We start from the raw sequence: 24732 nt of genomic DNA on the forward strand, positions 1-24732 counted from the left end.
CGGGGCCGGTCAATGCTGGAGGATCTTGGAGAGGAAGTCCTTCGCGCGCGGCGAACGCGCGTCGGGGTTCTGGAAGAACTCCTGGCTGCTGCAATCCTCGATGATCTTGCCGGCGTCCATGAAGATCACGCGGTGGCTGACCTTCTTCGCGAAGCCCATCTCGTGGGTGACGCACATCATCGTCATGCCCTCGTTGGCGAGCTGCACCATCACGTCGAGCACTTCGCCGACCATCTCGGGGTCGAGGGCCGAGGTGGGCTCGTCGAAGAGCATCACGATCGGGTCCATCGACAGCGCCCGGGCGATCGCCACGCGCTGCTGCTGGCCGCCGGAGAGCTGGCCCGGGAACTTGTCCTTGTGGGCGATCAGGCCCACGCGGTCGAGCATCTTCAGGCCGCGCTTGGTGCTCTCGTCCTTGTTGCGGCCCAGCACCTTGATCTGCGCCAGCGTCAGGTTCTCGGTCACCGTCAGGTGCGGGAACAGCTCGAAGTGCTGGAACACCATGCCCACGCGGCTGCGCAGCTTGGGCAGGTTGGTCTTCGGGTCGCTGATGGAGGTGCCGTCGACGACGATGTCGCCTTTCTGGATCGGTTCCAGCGCGTTGACGGTCTTGATCAGCGTGCTCTTGCCGGAGCCCGACGGCCCGCAGACGACGACGACCTCGCCCTTCTTGATGGTGGTCGTGCAGTCGGTGAGCACCTGGAAGCTGCCGTACCACTTGCTGACGTTCTTGATATCGATCATGACGAGCTTTCTATTGGCTCAACGGATGATGGCGATCTTCTTCTGCAGCCGGCGCACGAGCATCGACAGGCTGAAGCAGATGACGAAATAGAGGACCGCGGCGACCAGGTAGGTCTCGACGGGGCGGTTGAAGTTCTTGCCGGCCACCTCGAAGCCCTTGAGCAGGTCGTAGGCGCCGATCGCGTAGACCAGCGAAGTGTCCTGGAACAGGATGATGGTCTGCGTGAGCAGCACCGGCAGCATGTTCCGGAAGGCCTGCGGCAGCACCACCAGTTGCATGGTCTGCGAGTAGGTCATGCCCACCGCGTAGCCCGCATACACCTGGCCTCGCGGCACCGACTGGATGCCGGCGCGCATGATCTCGGAATAGTAGGCGGCTTCGAACAGCGTGAACGTGATGATGGCCGACACCTCGGCGCCCAGCGGCTGGCCGAGCAGCTTCGGGATCAGCAGGAAGAACCACAGGATCACCATCACCAGCGGGATGCTGCGCATGGTGTTCACGTAGGCCGCCGCGGGGATCTCGAGCCACGGCTTGCCGGAGAGGCGCATCAGTGCGAGCAGCGTGCCGAGCACGATGCCGCCCACCATCGCGATCAGCGTCAGCTGGATCGAAAACAGGAAGCCCTTGAGGACGAAGCTCTGAATGACGCCCCAGTTCAGGAAGGAAAAATCGAGCGCACCCATCTCACTTGCCTCCGATCGTGCCGGGGATGCGCAGCCGCTTCTCGATGAGCTGCGCAACGCGGTTGATCGCAAACGCCGAGATGAAGTACAGCAGCGTCACAGGAATGAAGATCTCCTCGAAGCGGGACGTTTCCTCGGAAGCCTGCATCGCGAACATCGTGAGTTCGGCGATCGACACCGCGAACGCCACCGACGAGTTCTTGACGATGTTCATCGACTCCGACGTGAGCGGAGGGATGACGATCCGGAACGCCATCGGCAGCAGGACGTAGCGGTAGGTCTGCGGCAGCGTGAGGCCGACCGCCAGGCCGGCATAACGCTGGCCGCGCGGCAGGCTCTGGATGCCGGCCTTCACCTGCTCGGAGATCCGCGCCGACGTGAAGCACCCGAGCGCGAACACGACGAGCAGGAAGCTGGGCACGTCGCGCAGCACCAGGAAGATCGATGGCAGCACGTGGTACCAGAGGAAGATCTGCACCAGCAACGGGATGTTGCGGAACAGCTCGGTCCATGCGTTGCCGAGGAAGACCAGCGCCTTGCTCGGCGTGGTGCGAAAGATGCCCATCAACGAGCCGATGGCCAGCGCCAGCAGCAGGGCCAGGACGGACACGCTCAAGGTCCATCCCCATGCGGACATCATCCAGTCGAGGTAGGTTTCCCCCCCGCCGGTGTCCTGTAGAAACAATTGCCAATCCCACGTGCCCAAAGGCCGCCTCCTGAAGTGTTCTCGACCGCACCGGCGCCGATGCCGGACCCCTCGGTCAAAGCAAACCCCGGGCCGTGGCCCGGGGCGGTGTCGCTACGGCCTTATTTCTTGGCGTAGTCTTCCATCGGCTTGTCGTTCGGGTTCGCCCACGCGGCCTTGGTGGCCTCCGACAGCGGCAGCCCGACCTTGGTGTTGCTCGGCGGAATGGGCTGCATGAACCACTTGTCGTAGAGCTTGGCCAGGTCGCCGCTCTTGATCATGCCCTTGATGCTGTCGTCGACCGCGGTCTTGAACGCGGTGTCGCCCTTGCGCAGCATGCAGGCGATGGGCTCCACCGAGAGGACCTCGCCGACGATCTTGAAGTCGGCCGGGTTCTTCGACTTGGAGATGTTGCCGGCCAGGATCTGCCCGTCCATCACGAACGCATCGGCACGGCCCGATTCCAGCAGCAGGAACGCGTCGGCGTGGTCCTTGCCGTACACCTCCTCGAAATTCACGCCTGCGGCGCGCTCGTGCTTGCGCAGGGTCTGGACCGAGGTGGTGCCGGTCGTGGTGGCGACCTTCTTGCCGGTGAGCTGGGCGATCGAGTTGATGCCGGAATTCGCCTTGACGGCGATGCGCACTTCCTCGACGTAGGTGGTCACCGCGAAGGCGACATCCTTCTGGCGGGCGGCGTTGTTCGTGGTGGAGCCGCATTCCAGGTCCACCGTGCCGTTCTGCACCAACGGTATGCGGTTCTGCGAAGTCACCGGCTGGTACTTGATGGCGATCTTGGTGCCCAGCTGCTTTTGCAGATCGGCGACGATGCGCTCGGCCATCTCGGTATGGAAGCCGGTGTACTTGCCGTCGCCCAGCGTGAACGCCAGGGCGCCCGAGGATTCACGGGTGCCCAGCGTGATGGACCCGCTGTCCTTGATCTTCTTGAGGGTGTCGGTGGTCTGCGCGGCCACGCCGCCAGCCACGACGGCGAGGGCTGCCGCCATCATCATTTTTTTCATTGCACGGGCTCCTTTGACAGAGAGGAAGGCATTCTAGAAACGTGTCGCACAGGTGAAACCCGTCTGGACATCTGCGTAGATCGGTGCATGTATGCAGCTTTCGGGCCACCCCCGCACCGGAACTGGGCGCGAATGTAATGGCGTGGTGCCTCGGCACGCCAATACTTGTTTGTACCCCGCGCGATGCACAAGCGGCATGGGCGGGCAGGGTTAGTCCCTGGCAGGGGCCCCTCAACCGCGGCTGAGGAAATCCCAGACGGCCGCGGCGAGCGGCTTCACGTGGCGCGCGCTGTCGGGGCGCTCGCGGTAGATGCGCACTTCCATCGTCAGCTCGTAGCCGGGGCTGCCAGCCGCGCTGACCAGCCGGCGCGACTTGAGCTCTTTGCGCACGGCACTGGCCGGCAGGAAGGCCAAGCCATGGCCTTCGAGCGCCATGGCCTTCAGGCCCTCGGCCATGTCGGTTTCATAGATCGGCTCAAGCGGCGGAGGCTCCGGCGCCAGCTTGACGATCTGCTCGACCATGCGCGCCATGTAGGCACCGGAGGCATAACTGAGGAACGGCACACGGTCGGCCGTCATCGGCGGCAGCCGAAACATCGGAAATCCGTCTGCATCGGCCTTGGCGTAGGGCGCGAGCGTTTCCTGCCCCAGACTCAGCATTTCGTAGCGTTCCGGTGGCAGCTGCAGCGGCTGCGAGGTGTGGTGGTAGGCGATCAGCAGGTCGCAGGTGCCCTCGGTCAGGCGCAGCACCGCATCGTGCACGTTCAAAGCGATCAGGCGGCTCTTGATCGCCCCGAAGCGGCGGCGCAGGTCCATCAACCAATGCGGGAAGAAGTTGAACGCCAGCGTGTGGGGCACGGCGAACTCGATCATGTCCTGCCCGCTCACCTGGTGGCTGCGCATCATGTTCCGAGTGGCCTGCAGCGCGCCCATGATCTCCAGCGACTGGGCATGGAAGGTTTCTCCGGCCGGCGTGAGGCGTGTCGGGTACGACGACCGGTCGACCAGATCGATGCCGGCCCAGGCCTCGAGCGCCTGGATCCGCCGGGAGAACGCGGGCTGCGTCACATGCCGGAGCTGCGCGGAGCGTGAGAAGCTGCGCGTCTCAGCCAGCGTGATGAAGTCTTCCAACCACTTGGTTTCCACGCGGGCGAGTGTAGGGGTCAGGTCCAGCGGCCCGATGGACGACCCCCCTTGGTCGAGTGCGACGGTGCGAACCCCACGAACGAAGGGGGCACTTCGTCACGCTGCAGCGTGTGTTCGCTGGTTACATTTCGAGGATAACTTCACGCGGCAGGCTTGTTGCTTGCCCGCACCATAAACCGAGCCTCCGTTCAAGCCCAGGAGTACAGGGATGTCAAAGCTTGCCGTGCCGAAATGGCTGGTCTCCACGTTGGTCCTGGCACCCGCCCTGGCGTCGGCGCTCACCATCGACTTCGAGACCCGTGAAAGCCGGCTCGACGACGGCCACTACGCCCCCATCCCTGGCGTGTCGTTCAGCAATGCCATCGTGTTCGTCGACGAAGACGCGGACGACCGGCGGCCCGACATCGGCAACGGCACCGGCAACTTCGGCCGCGCGCCCAACACCCCCTACGGCGCGATGATGCTGTACAAGCCGGCGACATCGACCGTCGGCGCGGTGGTCAGCTTCGAGCCTGGCTTCGTTGACGAGATCTCTTTCTGGTACTCGACGATCAACACGGGCGCGACGGTGACGGTGCTCGACGCCTCGAACAACGTGCTGGCGCAATCCGGCAGCGGCACGGCGGCGCTCGAGTTGCTGGGCTCCGACGACGCGCCCTTCAAGGGCGCCTTCAGCGACCAGGAGTACGGTCGCTACAACAAGTGGGCCTTCTACAGGCTGAGCTTCGCCGGCATCGGCCACTCCATCGTGTTCAACGGCACGGTGCTCAATCCGGCCCCCGATGGCATGGCGCTGGGCGACTTCTTCATCGACGACCTCACGCTGACCTCTGCCGTGCCGGAGACCTCGACCGTCGCGCTGATGATCGCCGGGCTCGCCGGCCTGGGCCTGCGCGCCCGGCGCCGTACCTGATCCGCGCGGCCCGGCATCCGACACGGGCATGATCGCGGCGTCTCCGCAGCACATGCCCGTCGATGTTCACCCGTTACGACATCACCCACACCACCTGCTACCGCTACGCCGCGCCGGTCACCTTCGGCGAGCACCGGGTGATGTTCCGGCCGCGCGACAGCCATGACCTGCGCGTGCTCGCCACCGACCTGGAGGTGAGCCCCGCGGCAGACGTGCGCCTGATCCAGGATCCGCACTCCAATTCCGTTGCCCTGGTGCAGCCGCTCGGGCCGGCCACGGAGCTGCGCATCGTCTGCACGTTCACCATCGAGCACGCGCACAGCCACAACCTGGAACTTCCGCTGTCGCCCAGCGCCGAGATATTTCCGTTCGCCTACGGCGTGGAGGAGCGATTCGACCTCGAGCACTACCTGCGCCCGCACTACGACGATCCGCAGGGAGAACTGACGCGTTGGGCGCGGCAGTTCCTCCGCACGGACGGTCCGACCCTGACGCGGGACATGCTGGTCCAGATGAACCAGCACATCCGGGACCACTTCGACTACGTCAGCCGGGACGAGGAAGGCACGCAGCCGCCGCTGCAGACCCTGGCCCTGGCCAGCGGCACCTGCCGGGACTTCGCGCTGCTGATGATGGAAGCGGCGCGCCGCCTCGGCATCGCCACGCGCTTCGTCTCGGGCTACCTGTACGACCCGGCGCTCGACAACGGCAGCCCGGCGGACATGGGGCCGCCATCGCCCGAAGCGCCGCGCGCTGCGCCCACGGTGGGCGCCGGCAGCACCCATGCGTGGCTGCAGGCCTACCTGCCCGGCGCCGGCTGGCTGCCGTTCGATCCGACGAACAACCTGCTCGGCGGCAACCAGCTGATCCGCGTCGGCGTCGCACGGGATCCGGACCAGGCCGCGCCGATCACGGGCAGCTGGTACGGCGACGCCGACGCCTACGTCGGCATGGACGTCACCGTGCACGTCCGCCGGGTCGTGCCGGGCGACTGACCCCTCGGGCCCGAGGGGCCCGCCCCGCCGTCAGGCCAGGGACCAGACCGCCTCTCGCTCCACGGCGGCTGCATCGTCGCGCAGCTTCAGCAGGTGGGCCTGCAGCGAGCGCATCGCCACCGGATGCAGGCGCGGCGGCACGTCGTCGTACACGGCGGGCAGCAACTGCTCCACCGTGGACGGCCCGAGCCTGCGCATCGCCTCGACGACCTTCGCCTCGCGTCGGAGCCGGTGGGCGATGATGGCCTCCATGGCCTGGCGCGGACGGGCCATCAGGAAGCCATGGCCCGGTGCGAGCCAGTCGAGGTCCTCGCCGGTGGACAGCTCGCGCAACGAGGCGATGTAGGCGCGCATGTCGCCGTCGGGCGGATTGATGACCACGGTGGACAACTGCATCACGTGGTCGCCGGTGAAGAGCGTCTTCTCTTCCTCCAGGAGGTAGCAGATGTGGTTCGACGCGTGGCCGGGCGTGTGGATCGCCCGCAGCGTGACGCCGTCGTCGACGGCGATCCGTTCGCCCCCTTCCAACACCCGATCCGGCGAGAAGCTGGGGTCCTGCCACATGGGATGCAGGGCCACGCGGCCCATGACCGTGGCCTGCGTCGCCGCCTTCAGCGCGACCGTCGCCGGCGAATGGTCGGTGTGCGTGTGCGTGACGAGGATCTGGCGGATCGGCCCGGGCGCCGCGGCCAGCACGGCCTGCACGTGGGCGGCCGACGACGGGCCGGGATCGATCACTGCCCACTCGTTGCGCGGCCCGCCGCCCACCAGGTAGGTGTTGGTGCCGGGGCCCGTCATCACGCTGCCGTTGCCGGCCGTCACGCGGATCAGGTGCGGCGACAACCGCACGGGCACACCGGTCTGGATGTCGTAGCACGCGACGCCGTGCCCGTGCGGGTCGAGCCTGCCGATCTCCGCCCATGCCGGCTCGTCGGGCGTCACGGGCCGCCGGCCCTGCTGCCCCGTGCCGAGCCGCGGCTGGATCGTCGGCACCTCGCGCAGCGCGCGGGCCCACGCGAGGAACCCGGCTGCCGTCGGGTGCCGGGCGATCAGTTCCAGGGTCGTCAACGTGGGCGTCAGCATCCTGAAGGCCGCACGGTCGGCCAGCACGTCCGCCGGGCGCAGCCAGCGGTGCTCCACCGTTTCGGCCGCATCGTGCATCGCGGCCTGGCCGGCCGGCGCCTCGGCGACAAAAAAGCGCGTGTCGAAACGCTTCGGCATGCCCAGCGGCGTCACCCAGTGCGCGTAATAGGCCAGGGCGTCCAGCGCGAGGGCCAGCCCTTGGGCCCTGCAGAGCTCGGGCAGGCTGGTCTCGCCGCGGTGCAACGGCGCACGGTACCCATCCAAGCCGGCCACCACGTCCTCGCGCACCATGGCGCCGCTGGCATCACGTGCAAACAGCAGGCCGCATTCCTCGAAGCACTCGCGCACGGCAGCCACGTAATAGTCGATACCCCCACGCGGGACGCCGAGGCGCTCGTTGGCGGTGGCCTCGCCGACGCCGTCGCAGCAGGTTGCGCACCCGGCGTCGCCGGCATCGACCAGCCCGCCGGGGAACACCCAGGCGCCGCTGTTGTGGTCGCCCCGCTCCGCGCGGCGCAGCAGCAGCACCTCGGGCCCGGCGGGCGACTCGCGCACCACGACGATCGTGGCCGAGGGCCGGGGAGGCCGTCCCTCGGGGTCGGCAGCGGAGCGGTTCAGCGCATCGAACATGGCGTTTGGCGTCAGGCAGGGCAAACACGAATAATGCCCCACGCCAGAACCGGCTGCAGCGGCGCCGACGTCAGCCGCCGGCGCCGAGCCGATCGATCAGCGCCATCGCCGCCGCCGGCGCCCGCTCCTTCGCGCCGTTGATGAAGAACACGAAGACGTCCTGCGGCTTCGCCTTGGCAGGCGCGGCGGCGGACACGACGGGCAGGTCCGGTGGTGTCTTTCCCTGCGCCCACTGCCGGGCCCGGTCCGCCCAGGCGGCCAGCGCCGCGGCGCTGTACCCCGTCGGCTGCGCCGCTTGCGCGCACATCAGGCGTGCATAGACCAGGCCGCCCGTCGCGTCGGCGAGGGAGGGGTAACGGTCTGCGGCATCGGTGAACACGGTCGCAACGTGGTGCCGGCGCGCCAACTCGACGTAGGCCGGCACGGCAAAGCTCGGGTGCCGGACCTCCAGCACGTGCCGCAGCGCCAAGCCGGCCACCTTCGAGGGCAGCAGCGCCAGAAACGCCGCCAGGTCGTCCGGGTCGAAGGCCTTTGTCGGCGGCAGCTGCCACACGATCGGGCCGAGCTTGTTGCCCAGTTCCGCGATACCGCTGCCGACGAACCGCTCGACGGATTCGCCCGCTTCGGCCAAGTGGCGCCGCTGCGTCGCATAGCGCGACGCCTTGAGGGAAAACACGAATCCTTCCGGAGCGGCATCGCGCCACTTCGCGAAGGTCGCAGGCTTCTGAGAGCTGTAATAGGTGCTGTTGACTTCGATCGCCGTCAGCCGCTCGGCGGCATAGCCCAATTCACGCGTCTGAGGCAGGCCCTCGGGATAGAAATTGCTCCGCCAGGGGGCGAAATTCCAGCCGCCGATGCCGACACGAATTCGAGGGGTCATGGTCCAGATTCCCTTCAAGTTGGGCTTGTAGGAAACCGACTACACCAGTTCCCCCATTTGACGGATGGCCCCCGCCTCCGCCAGCCCGCACTATCACACTCGTCGTTAGGGAGTAGGCCATGTCAAGCGAACAGGATTGGATGGAGTCAAGCGGTCGGCGCTGGGATTTTTCGTCGGCAGCGTCGGCGGCTCCCGCGGAAACGCCTTCGGCGGACGACTACGACGTCGGATACGAAGCTGCGCTGCCCGGGCTTCAGTCGCTGTTGGCCGATGCCGCCGAGGCCCGGCGGCCCACCGCCTCCCCCGGCGATATCTGAACACACCGCGGCCTGCCTCAGACGCCCGCTGAGCGTCTGAGGCAGCGTGGCCCTGGGCGCCAAGCGACGTGATCCCGGCCCGGGGCTTGCAAGCAGCGTGGCCAGCGGGCGCTCCACCGCGCCGGCGCCACAATGCAGCATGATCGAGCCCGACAACCCGCCTGCCCAGCAATTCACCGATGCCGACAAGGCGTTCGAGCACGCCAAAGGCCTGTACGACGCCGGTATCGCCCACCTGCGCCAGCATCTCAATGCGTACCTCACCGGCCAGGTGCCGGCTTCACGGGTGCGCGCCTGCTACCCGTTCGTCCGCGTGCAGGTGGATACCGTGCAACGCGCCGATTCGCGCCTGTCTTATGGTTTCGTCTCGGGGCCCGGGGTTTTCGAAACGACCCTGACGCGGCCCGAGCTCTTCGCCGACTACTACCGCGAGCAGTTCCACCTGCTGGTGCGCAACCATGGCGTTCCGCTCGAGGTGGGGGTGAGCACCCAGCCCATTCCGGTGCACTTCTCGTTCGCCGAGCACGACCATGTCGAGGGCACGCTGTCGGCCCAGGGCCGGCTGCTGCTGCGCGACCTGTTCGATCTGCCGAACCTGGGCGCCATGGACGACGGGATCGCCAACGGCACGCACGAGGCGGCGTTCGGAGAGGCGCAGCCGCTCGCGCTGTTCACGGCTCCCCGCGTCGACTACTCGCTGCATCGCCTGCGGCACTACACCGGCACCGCGCCGGAGCACTTCCAGAACTTCGTGCTGTTCACGAACTACCAGTTCTACATCGACGAATTCGTGCGGCTGGGCCACGAGGTCATGTCCACCCCGCTCGGTCAGGGCGACCTGCTCGACGACCAGGCCGGGCATGAAGACCCCGCCGCCAGCGACGGCTACACGATGTTCGTCGAACCGGGCAACGTGGTCACGCGCCGCAACGGCTCCGCCCACGAGCCGGGCGACGAGCTCGGCGCGGTGCCGCCCAGGCTGCCCCAGATGCCGGCCTACCACCTCGTGCGCCCCGACCGCAGCGGCATCACGATGGTCAACATCGGCGTCGGCCCTTCCAACGCAAAGACGATCACCGACCACATCGCGGTGCTGCGCCCCCACGCCTGGATCATGCTGGGCCACTGCGCCGGCCTGCGGACCACGCAGCAGTTGGGCGACTACGTGCTGGCCCACGGTTATGTCCGCGAGGACCACGTGCTCGACGAGGAGCTGCCGCTGTGGGTGCCCATCCCCCCGCTGGCGGAGGTGCAGGTGGCGCTCGAGGCTGCGGTGGCCGACATCACGCAGCTCTCCGGCTACGAGCTGAAAGGCGTGATGCGCACCGGAACGGTCGCCACCACCGACAACCGCAACTGGGAGTTGCTACCGTTCCACCACCAGCTGACCACGCCGGAGCGCCGCTTCAGCCAAAGCCGGGCGATCGCGCTCGACATGGAGTCAGCCACCATCGCGGCCAACGGCTTCCGCTTCCGCGTGCCCTACGGCACGCTGCTGTGCGTGAGCGACAAGCCCCTTCATGGGGAAATCAAGCTGCCCGGCATGGCCAACCACTTCTATCGCGCGCGGGTCGACCAGCACTTGCGCATCGGGATGCGCGCCATCGAACTCCTGCGCCGCCTGCGGCTCGACGAACTGCACAGCCGCAAGCTGCGCAGCTTCGCCGAGGTGGCGTTCCAGTAGCGGCCAGCCGGGGCTAGCGCTGCTTCTGCTTGCGGTAGGCCTCGTCCATCGGGCGCCCCCGGTCCGTGTCGACCAGGCCGCGCTCCAGGTCGTCATGCGCCTGGCGGATTTCGGGATCGGGGGCCTTGGCAGCGCTGTCGGCCGACTCGTCGTGTTCGTGCGGCAGGCGGGGCGCCGGCTCACGCGCCTCGTCGGCCGTGTGCGTCGTGCCCTGGGGCTTGCGCTGCGCCGGGGGGCCGTCGCGGTCTGGAGTGGGACGTGAAGGGGTCATGATCAAAACTGTCCTCTTAGGTAGATGGCCAGGCCGCCGCGCCGTGGCTTCATCTGGAGCCGATACCCGGAGTCGAGCTGCATGGCGATCGCGCCGCGATCGAAGCCGAAGCTCCGCGCAGCACGCGCGCTCTTGAATTCCATGCCGACGCGTGTGTTGTAAGCTGACGACCAGCCGTTGTCGCGAGCAGGCGGCCAGCCCACGGTGCCGGAGGCATCCGCGAACATCGTCGCTCGCGGCGACAGCCCCAGGCGAAGGCCCACGGTGAGGGCGGGAGAAGGATGGAGCAGCGCGGCATCCGGCGCGCCTGCCGCGTTGAGGGTGCCCTGCACGCTGCGGTAGCCGACAGCGCCGATGCCCACCCCCAGGCTCGCCCGCCCCTGCGTCCGCCAACGGGTGACGGTGACGCGTGAGACCTCGCCGTACACGCGGCCCTGTGCATCGGAACCCGCTTCGTCGGCCAGGGCCGGCGTGGTGGACTGCTCAGCAGTGATGTGCACGGCGGGGTCCGCCTCGTCCAGTACGCCACCGGTGGCGCTGACACGGCCCAGCAGGGTGTTGGCGATGGCCACCGAGGCACCGGACGATGGCGCGTCCGCAGCCCATGACACCGGCGCCGCCACGACCGCCAGGCCCATCAACGCCGCGCGCGAGCCCCGAAGGCCAAGCAAGGGAAAAGTGCAGGTCGGCATGGGAACCTCGACACCTTCGATCCATCGTAGCGCCGCCACCGGCGATGGCGCAATCCTGCGTCAAGCCGCCCCATCCCGCTGTCGGGCACGCGGGACAAATCCTGTAGGACAAGGACGGTGGCCGCTGTCGCGCGCAGCGGAAGCGCACATGCGGCGCCTCGCCATTGCCCCGCTTGTGCACCGGGCGGCCTTCCCGTAGGCTGGCCGGGCATTCCGGCCCCCGCGGACCGCACCCGCGGTCCGCGGGCACCTTGACTTCAATGGCTGTGCAACGGCCCGGCCGCAAGGAGACAGCCATGCCACGCCCCTCCAACGGCACCCCCGGCACCCCGTCCGGCCAGGCCGCCACCGCCGCCTTGCGAACGCTGGCGCTGGTGGGGCCGCAGGCCAGTGGGAAGACGAGCCTCGCCGAAGCCCTGCTCCACCGCGCCGGCATGATCGGTGCCCCCGGAAGCCTCGAGCGCGGCACCACCGTCAGCGACCACGATCCGCTCGAGCGGCGCATGCAGCATTCGCTGAACGCCTCGGCGCTGCACCTGGCGCACGACGGCACGCGCATCCACCTGCTCGACACCCCGGGCGCGCCGGACCTGATCGGCCAGGCACTGCCCGCGCTCGAAGCGGTGGAAACGGCGGCGATCGTCGTCAATGCCGCCACGGGCATCGAGCCAATGGCGGTGCGCATGATGGCCTACGCCGCCGAGCGGCGCCTCGACCGCATCGTGATCGTCAACAAGGTCGATGCCGGCGCCGACCTGCCGGCGCTGCTGGCCAGCCTGCGCGACGCGTTCGGCACCGAGTGCCTGCCGCTGAACCTGCCTGCGCAGGGCGGCACGGCGGTGGTGGACTGCTTCTACCGCCGCGAAGGCCAGGCCGATTTCTCCAGCGTGGATGCCGCGCACCGCGCGCTGGTCGAGCAGGTCGTGGAGGTGGACGGCGACTTCGTCGAGCGCTACCTGAACGACGGCGACGTCGACCCCGCCGAGCTGCACGCGCCGCTGGAGCAGGCGCTGCGCGAGGGCCACCTGATCCCCGTGTGCTTCGTCTCGGCACGCACCGGCGCCGGCGTGGCGGAACTGCTCGACGTCATCGTCAAGCTGCTGCCGAACCCGGCCGAGGGCAACCCGCCCGCCTTCCTGAAGGGCGAAGGGGCCGCGGCCGAGCCGATCGAAGCCCGGCCCGATCCAGGAATGCACGTGCTGGCCCATGTGTTCAAGGTGAGCATCGACCCCTTCGTCGGCAAGCTGGGCTACCTGCGGGTGCACCAGGGCACGGTGACACGCGACAGCCAGCTCTACATCGGCGACGGCCGCAAGCCCTTCAAGGTGAACCACCTCTTCATGCTGCAGGGGAAGGAGCACGTGGAAGTGGCGCAGGCGGTGCCCGGCGACATCGTCGCCATCGCGAAGATCGACGACCTGCATTTCGACGCGGTGCTGCACGATGCCGCGGAGGACGACCACATCCACCTGCAGCCGCTGCCGTTCCCGGTGCCGGTGCACGGCCTGGCGATCGAGCCGAAGCGGCCGGGCGACGAGCAGCGCATGTGGGAGATCCTCGGCAAGCTGGTCGACGAGGATCCCTGCCTGAAGGTCGAGCACGTCACGCACACCAACGAGACCGTGGTCTACGGCCTGGGCGAGTTGCACCTGCGCGTGCTGCTGGACCGGCTGCGCGAGGTCTACAAGTTCGACGTCAACACCCGCCCGCCGCGCATCGCCTACCGGGAGACCATCACCGCGCCCGCCGAAGGGCACCACCGCCACAAGAAGCAGAGCGGCGGCGCAGGCCAGTTCGGTGAGGTGTTCCTGCGCGTCGAGCCCCTGCCCCGCGGGGCCGGTTTCGAGTTCGTCGACCAGGTCAAGGGCGGCGCGATCCCCGGCCAGTTCATCCCAGCGGTCGAAAAGGGCGTGCGCGAGGTGCTGGCGCAGGGCGTGATCGCCGGCTACCCGGTCGTCGACGTGCGGGTGACGGTGTTCGACGGCAAGGCGCACAGCGTCGACAGCAAGGAGATCGCCTTCGCGACCGCGGGCCGCAAGGCGTTCATGGCGGCGGTGCGCGAGGCGCGGCCGATCGTGCTGGAGCCCTTCGTCGACCTGGAGATCACGGCGCCCGAAGCGGCGCTGGGCGACATCACCGGCGATCTGTCATCGCGCCGCGGCCTGATTAGCGGCACCCACCCCGGTGTCGCCGGGCAGGCCGTGGTGCGCGGGCAGGCGCCGCTGTCGGAGCTCAGCGCCTACCAGTCCCGCCTGAACGCCATGACGAGCGGCCAGGGCCGCTACACCGTCGCGCTGAGCCACTACGACACGGTGCCGCCCAACGCCCAGCAGGCGCTGACGGCGCAGTTCAAGCAGAAGGACGAGGACTGACGGCACGCGGCCTCACGAGCGAGGCCGCCTCCTTGGCGCGGGATCGGGCCTGCTCGACGTCGGCGTCGTGGGCCAGCGCCACGCCCATGCGCCGCTTGGCGAAGCTTTCGGGCTTGCCGAACAGGCGCAGTTCGGTGTTCGGCACCCGCAGCGCGGCGTCGACGCCATCGAAGACGATGCCCTGGGCGTCGACACCGCCGTAGATCACCGCGCTGGCACCCGGGGTGCGCAGCGCGGTATCCACGGGCAGCCCGAGGATGGCGCGCGCGTGCAACTCGAACTCGTTCTGCTGCTGCGTGATCATCGTCACCATGCCGGTGTCGTGCGGCCGCGGGCTGACCTCGCTGAACCATACGTTGTCGCCCTTGACGAACAGCTCGACGCCGAAGAGGCCCTGGCCGCCGAGGTTGTCGGTCACCGCGCGGGCGATGCGCCGCGAACGCTCGAGCGCCGCCGGCGTCATCGGATGGGGCTGCCAGCTCTCGACGTAGTCGCCGCCGACCTGCACATGCCCGATCGGGTCGCAGAAGTGCGTCTGCACGCGCCCGTCCGCGCCGAGGGCCCGCACGGTGAGCTGCGTGATCTCGTAGTCGAAGTCGATGAAGCCCTCGACGATCACGCGGCCGTGGCTCACCCGGCCGCCGGCCATGGCGTAGGCCCAGGCCGCGGCCACGTCCGCCGGGCCGTCGATCTTGCTCTGGCCCTTGCCGGAACTGCTCATCACCGGCTTGACGATGCAGGGGTAGCCGATCCCCGCATCGATCGCGGCCTGCAGTTCGCCCAGCGAGTCGCAGAACTTGTAGGGGCTGGTCGGCAGGCCCAGCGTCTCGGCCGCCAGGCGGCGGATGCCCTCGCGGTCCATCGTGAGCCGCGCGGCGCGGGCGGTGGGAATCACCCGCACGCGGCCCTCGGCCTCGAGCGCCTCCAGCACCTGCGTGGCGATGGCTTCGATTTCGGGCACGACGAGCTGCGGCCGCTCGGCCTCGATCAGCGTGCGCAGCTGCGCGGGGTCGCTCATCGAGATGGTGCGGGCGTGGTGCGCCACCTGCTGGCCGGGCGCGTTGTCGTAGCGGTCGACCGCGATGGTCTCGACGCCCAGTCGCTGCAACGCGATGAGCACCTCCTTGCCCAGTTCGCCCGAGCCCAGCAGCATGACTTTGGTCGCGGAGGGCGACAGCGGGGTGCCAAGTGTGACGGTCATATCGTTTCTGCAAGTTGCGTGGTTTTCAGAGGATGGCCAGCGGCTGCTTGCGCTGCGGAGGCGGGAACAGCCGGTCGAGCATGGCCAGTTCGTCGGCCGCCAGCACGAGGTCGGCCGCCGCGAGGTTCTCGCGCAGATGGGCCTCGCGCACGGCCTTCGGGATCGCGATCGTGCCGGGCCGGGCGAACAGCCACGCGAGCGCGATCTGCGCGGGCTGGGCACCGTGGCGCTCGGCCAGCACGCGCAGCGACGGGTGGGCGGCCAGCGCACCCTGGTCGATGGGCGAATAGGCGATCAGCGGCATCCCTCGCGCCCGCTGCCAGGGCGCCACGTCGAACTCCACGCCCCGCTGGCTCAGCGAGTAGTACACCTGGTTCGCGCTGCAAGCCGCACCGCCGGGCAGCAAGGCCAGTTCGGCGAGATCGTCGCCGTCGAAGTTGCTGACGCCCCAGCGGCGGATCAGCCCCCGCTGCTGCAGGCGCTCGAAGCCGGCCACGGTCTCGGCCAGCGGCACCCCACCGCGCCAATGCAGCAGGTAGAGGTCGAGCGAATCGACGCCCAGGCGCTGCAGGCTGCGCTCGCAGGCGGCCTGCACGCCCTGCGCGTCGGCGTGGTGCGGGTACACCTTGCTGACCAGGAAAAGCGCCTCGCGCGCCACGGCGCCGGTGCGCAACGCGCCGGCAAGGGCCTCGCCGATCACGCGCTCGGCGCCGCCCTCGCCGTACATCTCGGCGGTGTCGATCAGCCGGTACCCCAGGTCGAGCGCCGTGCGCAGCGCAGCCACCTCGCGGCCGTGCTGGTCGGCCCGCTCGCCCATGCGCCAGGTGCCCAGCCCAAGGGCCGGCACTTCCTCGCCGTGCGGCAGCATCACTTTGCGCATGGACTTCTCGGTCGGTGGGAATCGGCCGGTCAGTGTAGGCCGCCGGCCTGCTGAACGTGCCTTTATCATCCGGCCATGTCAGACCAACCCCGCGATGTCGCCCAGATCCGGCTCGACAACGCCATGGTGTTGTTCGACGAGTTCGTGCGAGCCACGGTGCGCCACGCCGATGCCGCCACGCTGCGCGGCCTGGAGCGCCGCTTCGCCGAACGCCTCCAGATCCAGCCCAGCTACTGGAGCCAGATCAAGAGCCGCTCGCGCCAAATCGGCGAACGGCTGGCGCGCCAGTTCGAACAGCTATCCCACAAGCCCGCGGGGTGGATGGACCAGCCGCATGGCGGAGACGCCGCGCCGCCCGCCCCCACGGGCGGCCCTGCGCCGGCGCCGGCCCCCGCCGCCGAAAGCCGGCTGCCGCAGGACGACGACGAACGCTTCATCGTTGGCCTGGTGCTCACCTACTACCGGCGCCATCCGCAACGTGCCCGGGCGCGCCTGCTCGACTTGCTGGGCGAGGTGCTGGTGCCCGCGGCCGGCCCGCCTGCCGCCCCCGCCGCACCCCCGCCGCCGCAGGACGACGCCAGCAAGCTGTGGCTGCAGACCCGCCGCGGCGTGGCGCCGCTGAAACAGAAAAAGCGCTGAAGGCCGCTCCATCCCTAGATCTTGGGATGAAGACTCTTGCGCAAGATAATCGATTGTTTATCATCGAGCCTTCCCCACCGGACGGCAGGAGCGCCATGGTTTTCGACAAGCTGACGCCTTGCGCAACGGCAACAAACCTTGCGCAGCAGCATGCCCGATCGCCCCTGCCGTGGGCTGGAGAGGACTGAGCAGACGACCCGCGTTCGTCAGCGCCTCCCCGCCACGGCCCGGAATGCTCCTGCATCCGGGCCGTTTTGCTTGCCATGCCGCCTCGTGCGGCGCCCGTCCATTCCCCGCGAGGAGATGACCCATGAAGATCACCCTGCCCTCCCTGCCGCCGCGCAACCCCTTTGCCACGGCCGCCCGGCGCCGGCGAGCCGGTGTGCATCGCCCCGGCACCGGCGCAGTGCGCCAGCAGGCCCGCCGCGAACTTCGGCGCGACCTCGACAGCTTGAGACCCCCCAGCCCATGAATCGTCCGGTGAGCGGCCCGCGGGCCGCCACCGCCAAGGAGAGACCCCATGCCGCAGCACAGCCTGCGTTGGCCGGCCCCGGAGCCCGGCCACCTGCTTCAACGCCCCGCCCTGCCCAGCCGTGTGCTGGCCGCCCTGCTGCTGCAGGCCAGTCGTGGGCTCGCCCGCGCCGCCCGCGCACTCGCGGCCGCGCCGCCGCGCGCCCCGGCCGAACGCCAGCTCGAGTTCTACGCCGAAGCGGGCGCGCCGGAAGGTGCCTTGTTTGTCGACGGTGAGCTGGTGGGCCGGCTCGCCGGCGTCAGGAGGCTGTGATGGGTGAACCCGACCGCCATGCGCTGTGGCTGACGGCGGCCGTGATGGCCGCCGCCATCCTCGCCGCCGCGCTGCAGTCACTGGCCTGAGCGAGCAGGCCGCCACCGGCGTGCACCGAGGGTATGCCCGGCTTCAAAGCCCGGCCCGGACGCCGATAACGGGTCAAAGACCTTCGCCCCCGGGGCGGCGACACTGTGGTTCGCGCCCCGGACGAGGACAGCCCGACATGCCGCCCCTGATCGAACGCCCCCTGCCGACCCTGGATGCCTGGGTCGCGCACTTCCGTGACGCCCCGGTGCCGGTGCTGGCGGAGACGGCAGACGCGATCGAGGCACTGTCGGCCAACGAGGACGCCGTCGACGCGCACACGCTCGCCGAGGCGCTCGGCGACGATCCCTTGCTGACCTTGCGGGTGCTGGCGCATGTGGGCCGGCATCATCGGCGCGAGACGGGCATCGAGACACTCACCGCCGCGCTGGTGTTGATGGGCGTGCCGCCGTTCTTCCGCGCCTTCTCCGGACTGCCGACGGTCGACGACCGCCTGGCGCAGCGGCCCGCCGCGCTGCGCGGCCTGCAGCAGGTCATGGTCCGCGCCCACCGCGCCGCCCAGTTCGCGCTGGCCTTCGCGGTGCAGCGCATGGACCACGACGCCATGGTCATCCGCGAGGCCGCGCTGCTGCACGACATCGCCGAGATGCTGCTGTGGTGCCACGCGCCCGATTTGGCGCTGGAGATCGCCCGCCGCCAGGAGGCCGACCCGGCGCTGCGCTCGGAGGCGGCGCAGCGGCAGGTGCTGGGCATCACGCTGCACGAGTTGCAGCAGGCCGTGATGAAGGCATGGGCGCTGCCGGAGCTGCTGCTCGACCTCGGCGACGACCGGCTGGCCCACCAGACCCCGGTGCGCAACGTGCAACTGGCCGTGCGGCTGGCGCGGCACACGGCGAACGGCTGGGACAACCCCGCGCTGCCCGACGACATCTGCGACATCGCGCAGCTGCTGCGCATGAACACCGGTGCGACGCAGGCGCTGCTGCGCGAGATCGACGCATAAGCCTCACACCGGCACCGCGGTCGTCGATTTGACGCGGTCGAGCACGAAGCTGGTCTTGCAGTCCTGCACGCTGGGGTGGCGCAGCAGCACGTCGGAGATGAAGCGCGCGTAATGCGCCATGTCGGCCACCAGCACGCGCAGCAGGTAGTCCATCTCGCCGGTGAGCGACACGCACTCGACCACCTCCGGCCACGTCTGCACGGCGGCGCGGAACAGGTCCATCGGGTTGCGCTTGGAGCTTTCGGACTGCTTCTCGAGCCGCACGTTCACGTAAGCGGTGAGCCCCAGGCCCACGCGCTCGGGCCGCACCAACGCCACGTAGCCGGCGATGACACCCGCCTCCTCCAGCCGCTTGACGCGCCGCAGCGCCGCCGAGGGCGACAGGCCCACCGCCGCGGCCAGCTCGTCGTAGGTGGTTCGCCCATGGTCCTGCAGCGCGCGAAGGATGCGCCGATCCAGGGCATCGAGCGCGTCTTCTGTGTTCATTGCGGTGCACTCGCAGTGTTGTTGCGTATATCCTCGTTCACAGGCCGGAGTTTGCAGCAAACCTGCGCGCCGGAGCTCCTACAGTGAAGGTACGGCGCCGCCCTGCGGCAACCCACCCCACCCAAACGGAGACGAGCCATGCAGTTCACCCCCTGGGACAACCCGATGGGCACCGACGGTTTCGAGTTCATCGAATACGCCGCACCCGATCCGGCAGCGATGGGCGCGGTGTTCGAGCGCATGGGCTTCAAGGCCATCGCGAAGCACCGCCACAAGGACGTGACGCTGTATCGCCAGGGCGAGATCAACTTCATCCTGAACGCCGAGCCGGATTCGTTCGCGCAGCGCTTCGCCCGCCTGCACGGCCCCAGCGTGTGCGCTATCGCGTTCCGCGTGCAGGACGCCAAGGCCGCCTACGAGCGCGCGCTGTCGCTCGGCGCCTGGGGTTACGCCGGCCACGCCGGCCCGGGCGAGCTGAACATCCCGGCCATCAAGGGCATCGGCGATTCGATCATCTACCTGGTCGACCGCTGGCGCGGCAAGAACGGCGCGAAGGACGGCGACATCGGCAACATCGGCTTCTTCGACGTCGACTTCGAAGCGCTGCCCGGCGCCGAGCTCAACCCCGTGGGCCACGGCCTGCAGTACATCGACCACCTGACGCACAACGTGCACCGCGGCCGCATGAACGAATGGGCCGAGTTCTACGAGCGCCTGTTCGGCTTCCGCGAGATCCGCTACTTCGACATCGAAGGCCAGGTGACCGGCGTGAAGAGCAAGGCACTGACCAGCCCCTGCCTGAAGATCCGCATCCCGATCAACGAGGAAGGCAACGACACGCCGGGGCAGATCCAGGAGTACCTCGACAGCTACCGCGGCGAAGGCATCCAGCACATCGCGATGGGTTCGGGCGACCTCTACAAGACCGTGGACGCGCTGCGCGCCAGCGGCGTGAAGTTGCTCGACACCATCGACACCTATTACGAGCTGGTCGACAAGCGCATCCCCGGCCACGGCGAGAACGTGGCCGAGCTGCACAAGCGCAAGATCCTGATCGACGGCAAGCCGGGCGAGTTGCTGCTGCAGATCTTCAGCGAGAACCAGCTCGGCCCGATCTTCTTCGAGTTCATCCAGCGCAAGGGCGACCAGGGCTTCGGCGAAGGCAACTTCAAGGCGCTGTTCGAAAGCATCGAACTCGACCAGATGCGCCGCGGCGTGCTGAAGAGCGAGCCGGCCACGGCCGACAAGAACGCGGCCTGAACGCGGGGCACGGCCCGCCGGCGATGCCTGCCGGCCGCGTCCTCAGCCGCCCGGCGCCTGCAGGCGCCGCAGCACGTCGGCAAACACGGCCGGATGGCTCAGCATCTGCAGGTGCGCCATCCCGGGCACATGGCGGTTGTCGGCACCGGGCAGCCGCGAGGTCGAGGCGGGGAACACCACGTTGTCGCAGTGGCTGTGCCAGCAGGTGAAGCGCCGGTAGCGGGCGGCGGGCTCGCGCCGGCGCAAGGCCTCCACCCAATCGCCCCCCAGGCGCATCTGGCGCGTGTTCACGGTGGTGCCGAACCGGGCCAGCCAGGTGCCGTGGTGCGGGGAGCCGATCGTCACCACGCCGGCGGTGCGCGCATCGACCGGGTCCATGGCCGCGCCGGCCTCGCCGCCGGGCGCCGGGGCCGCGCCGGCCAGCCAGGCCCGCACCGCCAGCCCGCCCATGCTGTGCGCGACGACCAGCGGCCGCCGCCCGGTGGCACGGGTCAGGCGTTGCACGGCGGCCTCGATGATCGGCACGTACGATTCGATCGGCGCGAAGACAGGCTCCAGGTCGACGGCCACGAAAGGGCACCCCGCGGCGCGCAGCCGACGCATCCAGGGGTTCCAGGCCGCCCGGTTGCAGATGAAGCCGTGCACCAGCAGCACGGCGCGCCGGCCCTGCGCATCGGCGGGCAGGTGGTCGGCCTCGGCGCGTGAACGGAAGGGCTGCCGCCAGCCGAACACCACCACGTCCGCCACGACCTCGTGCCGCCAGGCCGCGAACAGCGCCCGGCCCGAGGCACGCGGCACCTCGCCATCCCGGTGGACGCGGCGCAGCAGCAGGAACTCCAGCGCCAGTACAGGCGCATGCGGCAGCGCGATGAGCAGGCTGCCCGCCAGCGCGAGCAGCCACCGCTCCTGCGGCAGCCACCACGCGTTCCAGGCCGCGGCCAGCGCCAGCAGCGTGAAGACCATGGCTCGTTGCAATCGGGCAAGCATGCCCGGGTTCTAGCAGAAGCCCTGCGGATGGGGGCCGCCCGCGGCGTGCGTGGGAGAACTACCGTGGTGGCGGACGGGCGCTGCGCCGAAGATGCGCCGGCGTGCCCTGACGACAGGAGTCCAGCGTGAATGCAATCGTGACGTCCGATCCGGCCCCCGCGCCGGCCTCGTCATCCGGCGCCAGCGCCGACCGGGCCGGCGCAGCGAGGCCCTGGCTGGCGCACTACCCCGCCGGCGTGCCCGCCGAAGTGGCCACGCACGCCTATCCCTCTCTGGTCGAGCTGCTGGAGGACTGCTTCCGCCGCCACGCATCGCGCGATGCGTCGATATGCATGGACGCCCGGCTCAGCTACCGCGAGCTGGACGAGCAGTCGCTGGCCCTCGGCGCCTGGCTGCAGACGCTCGGCCTCGAGCGCGGCGCCAGGGTGGCGCTGATGATGCCCAACCTGCCGCAGTACATGGTGGCGATCGCCGCGGTGCTGCGAGCGGGCTTCGTCGTCGTCAACGTCAACCCGCTCTACACGGCGCGCGAGCTGGAGTTCCAGCTGAAGGACTCCGGCGCCAAAGCCATCGTCGTGCTGGAGAACTTCGCCGCGACGCTCGAGGAGGTGCTGGCTCGCACCGAGGTCCGCCATGTGGTGCTGGCGGCCATGGGCGACATGCTCGGCTTCTGGAAGGGGCAGCTCGTCAACTTCGCGGTCCGGCACGCCAAGCGGCTGGTGCCCGAATACCGGCTGCCGCTGGAGGACAACCACAGCGTCACCCGCTTCAACGACGCGCTGCAGCAGGGCAGCCGCCTCTCTCTGCGGCGCGCGGGCGCAGGCCCCGACGACATCGCCTTCCTGCAGTACACCGGCGGCACGACGGGCACCGCCAAGGGCGCGATGCTGCTGCACCGCAACGTCGTGGCCAACATCCTGCAGAGCGAAGCCTGGTTCCAGCCGGCCTTCAAGCGCTTCGCGGGCCGGCCGCTCAAGATCGTCTGCGCGCTGCCGCTGTACCACATCTATGCGCTGACGGCCTGCAACTTCCTCGGGCTGCGGCTCGGGATGACCAACCTGTTGATCCCGAACCCGCGCGACATCCCCGGTTTCGTCAAGACGCTCGCCAAGCACCGCGTGCACATGTTCCCCGGCGTGAACACGCTGTTCAATGCGCTGCTGAACGACCCCGAGTTCCACCGCCTCGACTTCTCGCAGCTCGCCGTCTCCAGCGGCGGCGGCATGGCCGTCCAGCAGGGCACCGCCCGGCGCTGGCGCGAGGTGACGGGCAGCGTGATCGTCGAAGGCTACGGCCTGTCGGAGACTTCGCCGGTGGCGACCTGCAACCGCTTCGACCTCGAGGGCTTCAGCGGCAGCATCGGGCTGCCGCTGCCGTCGACCGACATCGCGATCCGCGACGACGAGGGCGGTGACGTGCCGCCGGGAACGCCGGGCGAAATTTGCATCCGCGGTCCGCAGGTGATGGCCGGCTACTGGCGCCGGCCCGACGAGACCGCGCGCGTGATGACCGGCGACGGCTACTTCCGCTCCGGCGACATCGGCGTGATGGACGCGGCCGGCGAGATCCGCATCGTCGATCGCAAGAAGGACATGATCCTGGTCAGCGGCTTCAACGTGTACCCGACGGAGATCGAGCAGGTGGTCGGGCTGCACCCCGGCGTGCTCGAGTGCGCTGCCGTCGGCGTGCCCGACGAGAAGTCGGGCGAGGCGGTCAAGCTGTTCATCGTCCGTGCGGAGGGGGTCACGCTCGACGAAAACGAGGTGATGCGCTACTGCAAGGAGAACTTCACCGCCTACAAGCGGCCGAAGTACATCGAGTTCCGGGACGACCTGCCCAAGAGCGCCGTCGGCAAGATCCTGCGGCGCGAGCTTCGCAAGCCTTGATCGCCGACGCGTTCGAGTCGCTCGGCCTCCACGTGCTGGAGCGCGGCTGGCTGTCATCGAACAACGTCGTGTTCGGCGAGCGGCCCGGCTCGCCGGCGGCGATCGTCGACACGGGCTACGTGTCGCATGCCGAACAGACCCAGGCGCTCGTGGCCGCGGTGCTGCCGCAGGGCGTGCGGCGCATCGTCAACACGCACTTGCATTCCGACCACTGCGGCGGCAATGCCGCGCTGCAGGCCGCGGGCGCCGAGGAGGTGTGGGTGCCCGCGACGCTGGTCGACGCAGTGAACCGCTGGGACACCGCGGGCGCGCTGAGCTTCGAGGCCACCGACCAGCGCTGCGCACGCTTTGGCGCCACGGGCGGGCTCGACGACAGCCGGTCCATCGTGCTCGGCGGCGCCACCTGGCAGGTGCATGCGGCTCCGGGCCATGATCCGGACGCGGTGATGCTCTTCGAGCCCGTGCACGGCGTGCTGATCTCCGGCGACGCCCTGTGGCAGCAGCGGGTGGCCATCCTCTTCCCCGAACTGGTGGCCGAGCCCGGCATCGGACCCGCGCTGCAGGCGCTGCAACGCATCGAGGCGCTGGCGCCGCGCATCGTGATCCCCGGACACGGCGCCCCGTTCACCGACGTGGCCGAAGCGCTGGCAGCCAGCCGGCAACGCATCGCGCTGTTCGCCGAACAGCCGATTGCCCACCTGCGCTACGCGCTGCGCGCGCTGGTGGTGTTCAACCTGCTGGAGCACCGCAGCCGGCCCCGCGCGGCGCTGCTGCGCTGGATGACCGCCACGCCGCTGCTGCGCGAACTCGGCCGGCGGCTGCCGGCCGGCATCTCGCCGGAAGACTTCGCGGCAGAGAACCTCGACCGGCTGCTGCGCGACGGCACCCTGGTCGGGTGCGGCGACGACATCCATGCCGCTTGACGTCGGCATGCGGCAAGCCGTTGCAAACGCGATGCCGCGGCATCAGCGGCGACAAATCGTCAACCGGTGATCTGCAGGGGAATCGTCACCGGCCCGTCGTTGACGAGCCGCACCTGCATGTCGGCACCGAACTCGCCGGTGGCCACCACCGGGTGGTGCCGGCGCGCTTCGGCCAGCACGGCTTCGTAGAGGCGCCGGCCCAGTTCGGGCGGCGCGGCGCCCATGAAGCTGGGGCGGTTGCCGCCGCGGGTGTCGGCGGCCAGCGTGAACTGCGAGACGATCAGCAGCCCGCCGGCCACGTCCTGCACGCTGCGGTTCATCCTGCCGGCCTCGTCGCTGAAGATGCGCAGCTTCAGCAGCTTGGCGACCAGCCTGGCCGCCTGCGCCTCGGTGTCGGCCGGCTCGGCGCACACCAGCACCAGCAGCCCGGGCCCGATCGCACCGATCGTGCGGCCCCCCACGTCGACCGACGCCTCGGCCACCCGCTGAATCAGCGCCAGCATGCGGCGGACGGGCC

Annotated in this window: 26 protein-coding genes; 12 read left to right on the forward strand and 14 right to left on the reverse strand. The window is 69.3% G+C overall.

The genetic code is table 11. The features are described from left to right. Positions 1 to 9 precede the first annotated feature (9 nt). The 5 genes from V4F39_RS13860 to V4F39_RS13880 form a co-directional block, all read right to left on the reverse strand. Positions 10 to 744: an amino acid ABC transporter ATP-binding protein gene (locus V4F39_RS13860; protein WP_332290102.1), complete on the reverse strand. Its 735-nt coding sequence runs from the start codon at positions 742 to 744 to the stop codon at positions 10 to 12. An 18-nt stretch (positions 745 to 762) separates the two neighbouring features. After that, positions 763 to 1431, reverse strand: a complete 669-nt coding sequence (locus V4F39_RS13865) for an amino acid ABC transporter permease (protein WP_332290103.1) — start codon at positions 1429 to 1431, stop codon at positions 763 to 765. 1 nt (position 1432) lies between these two features. Then, complete coding sequence (locus V4F39_RS13870; RefSeq protein ID WP_332290104.1) at positions 1433 to 2137, reverse strand: amino acid ABC transporter permease; 705 nt, start codon at positions 2135 to 2137, stop codon at positions 1433 to 1435. Positions 2138 to 2238: 101 nt separating this feature from the next. Then, complete coding sequence (locus V4F39_RS13875; protein ID WP_332290105.1) at positions 2239 to 3135, reverse strand: amino acid ABC transporter substrate-binding protein; 897 nt, start codon at positions 3133 to 3135, stop codon at positions 2239 to 2241. A 231-nt stretch (positions 3136 to 3366) separates the two neighbouring features. Next, complete coding sequence (locus V4F39_RS13880; protein WP_332290106.1) at positions 3367 to 4281, reverse strand: LysR substrate-binding domain-containing protein; 915 nt, start codon at positions 4279 to 4281, stop codon at positions 3367 to 3369. A 208-nt stretch (positions 4282 to 4489) separates the two neighbouring features. On the opposite strand from V4F39_RS13880, the gene V4F39_RS13885 reads away from it, so the two are divergent. Both V4F39_RS13885 and V4F39_RS13890 read left to right on the forward strand, forming a co-directional pair. After that, positions 4490 to 5194 (forward strand): PEP-CTERM sorting domain-containing protein, encoded by a 705-nt coding sequence (locus V4F39_RS13885; RefSeq protein ID WP_332290107.1) that lies wholly within the window; start codon positions 4490 to 4492, stop codon positions 5192 to 5194. 62 nt (positions 5195 to 5256) lie between these two features. Continuing rightward, the gene (locus V4F39_RS13890) at positions 5257 to 6189 is read left to right on the forward strand and encodes a transglutaminase family protein (RefSeq protein WP_332290108.1); all 933 of its coding nucleotides are present in this window, start codon (positions 5257 to 5259) and stop codon (positions 6187 to 6189) included. A 30-nt stretch (positions 6190 to 6219) separates the two neighbouring features. On the opposite strand, the gene V4F39_RS13895 is transcribed toward V4F39_RS13890, so the two are convergent. After that, a complete protein-coding gene (locus V4F39_RS13895; protein ID WP_332290109.1) occupies positions 6220 to 7902 on the reverse strand; it encodes an MBL fold metallo-hydrolase in 1683 nt (560 codons plus the stop codon). Between the two features lie 70 nt (positions 7903 to 7972). Further along, complete coding sequence (locus V4F39_RS13900) at positions 7973 to 8782, reverse strand: DUF72 domain-containing protein (protein WP_332290110.1); 810 nt, start codon at positions 8780 to 8782, stop codon at positions 7973 to 7975. 119 nt (positions 8783 to 8901) lie between these two features. On the opposite strand from V4F39_RS13900, the gene V4F39_RS13905 reads away from it, so the two are divergent. Together V4F39_RS13905 and V4F39_RS13910 are read left to right on the forward strand one after the other, a co-directional pair. Beyond that, positions 8902 to 9099, forward strand: a complete 198-nt coding sequence (locus V4F39_RS13905) for a hypothetical protein (RefSeq protein WP_332290111.1) — start codon at positions 8902 to 8904, stop codon at positions 9097 to 9099. Positions 9100 to 9238: 139 nt separating this feature from the next. Continuing rightward, positions 9239 to 10783 (forward strand): AMP nucleosidase, encoded by a 1545-nt coding sequence (locus V4F39_RS13910; protein WP_332290112.1) that lies wholly within the window; start codon positions 9239 to 9241, stop codon positions 10781 to 10783. Positions 10784 to 10796: 13 nt separating this feature from the next. Here V4F39_RS13910 and V4F39_RS13915 read toward each other — a convergent pair whose 3' ends face one another. Continuing rightward, a complete protein-coding gene (locus tag V4F39_RS13915) occupies positions 10797 to 11054 on the reverse strand; it encodes a hypothetical protein (RefSeq protein WP_332290113.1) in 258 nt (85 codons plus the stop codon). 2 nt (positions 11055 to 11056) lie between these two features. Then, positions 11057 to 11746 (reverse strand): hypothetical protein, encoded by a 690-nt coding sequence (locus V4F39_RS13920; protein WP_332290115.1) that lies wholly within the window; start codon positions 11744 to 11746, stop codon positions 11057 to 11059. A gap of 296 nt (positions 11747 to 12042) precedes the next feature. On the opposite strand from V4F39_RS13920, the gene fusA reads away from it, so the two are divergent. Next, positions 12043 to 14118 (forward strand): elongation factor G, encoded by a 2076-nt coding sequence (gene fusA / locus V4F39_RS13925; RefSeq protein WP_332290116.1) that lies wholly within the window; start codon positions 12043 to 12045, stop codon positions 14116 to 14118. Here fusA and purT read toward each other — a convergent pair. Both purT and V4F39_RS13935 read right to left on the reverse strand, forming a co-directional pair. Further along, complete coding sequence (gene purT, locus V4F39_RS13930) at positions 14096 to 15319, reverse strand: formate-dependent phosphoribosylglycinamide formyltransferase (RefSeq protein WP_332290117.1); 1224 nt, start codon at positions 15317 to 15319, stop codon at positions 14096 to 14098. The two genes, fusA and purT, sit on opposite strands and share 23 nt — an antisense overlap. A 25-nt stretch (positions 15320 to 15344) precedes the next feature. Beyond that, complete coding sequence (locus V4F39_RS13935) at positions 15345 to 16199, reverse strand: aldo/keto reductase (RefSeq protein WP_332290118.1); 855 nt, start codon at positions 16197 to 16199, stop codon at positions 15345 to 15347. A gap of 75 nt (positions 16200 to 16274) precedes the next feature. Here V4F39_RS13935 and V4F39_RS13940 point away from each other — a divergent pair, with 75 nt between their 5' ends. The 4 genes from V4F39_RS13940 to V4F39_RS13955 all read left to right on the forward strand — a co-directional run bounded on the left by V4F39_RS13940 (position 16275) and on the right by V4F39_RS13955 (position 18673). Beyond that, the gene (locus V4F39_RS13940) at positions 16275 to 16838 is read left to right on the forward strand and encodes a hypothetical protein (protein WP_332290119.1); all 564 of its coding nucleotides are present in this window, start codon (positions 16275 to 16277) and stop codon (positions 16836 to 16838) included. Between the two features lie 310 nt (positions 16839 to 17148). Then, on the forward strand, positions 17149 to 17310 hold the full coding sequence (locus tag V4F39_RS13945) for a hypothetical protein (protein WP_332290120.1): 162 nt from the start codon (positions 17149 to 17151) through the stop codon (positions 17308 to 17310). Positions 17311 to 17358: 48 nt separating this feature from the next. Beyond that, positions 17359 to 17622 (forward strand): hypothetical protein, encoded by a 264-nt coding sequence (locus V4F39_RS13950; RefSeq protein ID WP_332290122.1) that lies wholly within the window; start codon positions 17359 to 17361, stop codon positions 17620 to 17622. Between the two features lie 226 nt (positions 17623 to 17848). Further along, complete coding sequence (locus V4F39_RS13955; protein ID WP_332290123.1) at positions 17849 to 18673, forward strand: HDOD domain-containing protein; 825 nt, start codon at positions 17849 to 17851, stop codon at positions 18671 to 18673. 3 nt (positions 18674 to 18676) lie between these two features. Here V4F39_RS13955 and V4F39_RS13960 read toward each other — a convergent pair whose 3' ends face one another. Continuing rightward, positions 18677 to 19159: an Lrp/AsnC family transcriptional regulator gene (locus tag V4F39_RS13960; RefSeq protein WP_332290124.1), complete on the reverse strand. Its 483-nt coding sequence runs from the start codon at positions 19157 to 19159 to the stop codon at positions 18677 to 18679. Between the two features lie 138 nt (positions 19160 to 19297). Here V4F39_RS13960 and hppD point away from each other — a divergent pair, with 138 nt between their 5' ends. Continuing rightward, positions 19298 to 20419 carry a 4-hydroxyphenylpyruvate dioxygenase gene (gene hppD, locus V4F39_RS13965; protein WP_332290126.1) on the forward strand — a complete coding sequence of 374 codons (1122 nt, stop codon included), beginning with the start codon at positions 19298 to 19300 and terminating at the stop codon, positions 20417 to 20419. 42 nt (positions 20420 to 20461) lie between these two features. Here hppD and V4F39_RS13970 read toward each other — a convergent pair whose 3' ends face one another. After that, a complete protein-coding gene (locus tag V4F39_RS13970; protein WP_332290127.1) occupies positions 20462 to 21406 on the reverse strand; it encodes an esterase/lipase family protein in 945 nt (314 codons plus the stop codon). 215 nt (positions 21407 to 21621) lie between these two features. On the opposite strand from V4F39_RS13970, the gene V4F39_RS13975 reads away from it, so the two are divergent. After that, positions 21622 to 23292, forward strand: coding sequence for a long-chain-fatty-acid--CoA ligase (locus tag V4F39_RS13975; RefSeq protein WP_332290570.1), 1671 nt, complete (start codon positions 21622 to 21624; stop codon positions 23290 to 23292). Then, a complete protein-coding gene (locus V4F39_RS13980; protein ID WP_332290128.1) occupies positions 23289 to 24215 on the forward strand; it encodes an MBL fold metallo-hydrolase in 927 nt (308 codons plus the stop codon). The genes V4F39_RS13975 and V4F39_RS13980 overlap by 4 nt, the downstream gene beginning before the upstream one ends. Positions 24216 to 24274: 59 nt before the next feature. On the opposite strand, the gene dtd is transcribed toward V4F39_RS13980, so the two are convergent. Beyond that, positions 24275 to 24718: a D-aminoacyl-tRNA deacylase gene (gene dtd, locus V4F39_RS13985; RefSeq protein ID WP_332290129.1), complete on the reverse strand. Its 444-nt coding sequence runs from the start codon at positions 24716 to 24718 to the stop codon at positions 24275 to 24277. Positions 24719 to 24732: the final 14 nt, after the last annotated feature.

Origin of the sequence: Aquincola agrisoli (genome assembly GCF_036621135.1) — a bacterium.
Lineage (GTDB): Bacteria > Pseudomonadota > Gammaproteobacteria > Burkholderiales > Burkholderiaceae_C > Aquincola > Aquincola agrisoli.